Origin of the sequence: Ferrovum myxofaciens (assembly GCF_000735045.1) — a bacterium.
Classification (GTDB): Bacteria; Pseudomonadota; Gammaproteobacteria; order Burkholderiales; family Ferrovaceae; genus Ferrovum; species Ferrovum myxofaciens.
The window spans coordinates 1-542 of sequence record NZ_JPOQ01000311.1 but is presented as its reverse complement, the minus strand read 5'-3'; the positions used below and the strand labels follow the sequence as shown (position 1 = coordinate 542).

The 542-nt window shown below is 49.4% G+C and carries 1 protein-coding gene; it reads left to right on the top strand.

Annotation, left to right across the window (positions count from 1 at the left end):
* A partial coding sequence (locus tag IV91_RS18610) for a type ISP restriction/modification enzyme (RefSeq protein ID WP_035418450.1) occupies positions 1-542 on the top strand: 542 nt, incomplete at both ends.

Here is a 542-nt window from a genome sequence, read left to right as displayed (position 1 = left end):
GAGGAAAAACTGGGCAAACTCATCGAGTTTGGCAGTATTGCAGGGATCACTGAGCAACAACGGTGGCAAACCGTTACCCCGGACCAGCATGGGGACTGGCTCAACCAGCGGAATGACGGATTCAACCAGTACGTCGTGATGGGAGACAAATCAGGGACGGAATCCTTGAAGTTGTTTGAGAATTATTCGGCTGGTGTGAAAACACAAAGGGATGCCTGGTGCTACAACGCTTCCAGTGCCCATGTCGAAACCAACATGAGAAGCATGATTACGTTTTACAACGACGAGGTGGATCGGTTTGACAAAGCCCATCCAGGACTGGACAAGGCCGGGCGTGAAGCCAAGGTGGATGGGTTCATCAACGCTGATCCGGGGAAGATTAGTTGGACACACAATCTCAAGCAGGATCTGATAAACGGGAAAAGACATCTTCTTGATAAAAATTCTCTGATCGCGAGTTTATACCGACCGTTTACCAAGCAGTGGCTCTATTACAACCGTCGATTCAACGAACGCGTGTACCAGATGCCACGGATTTTTCC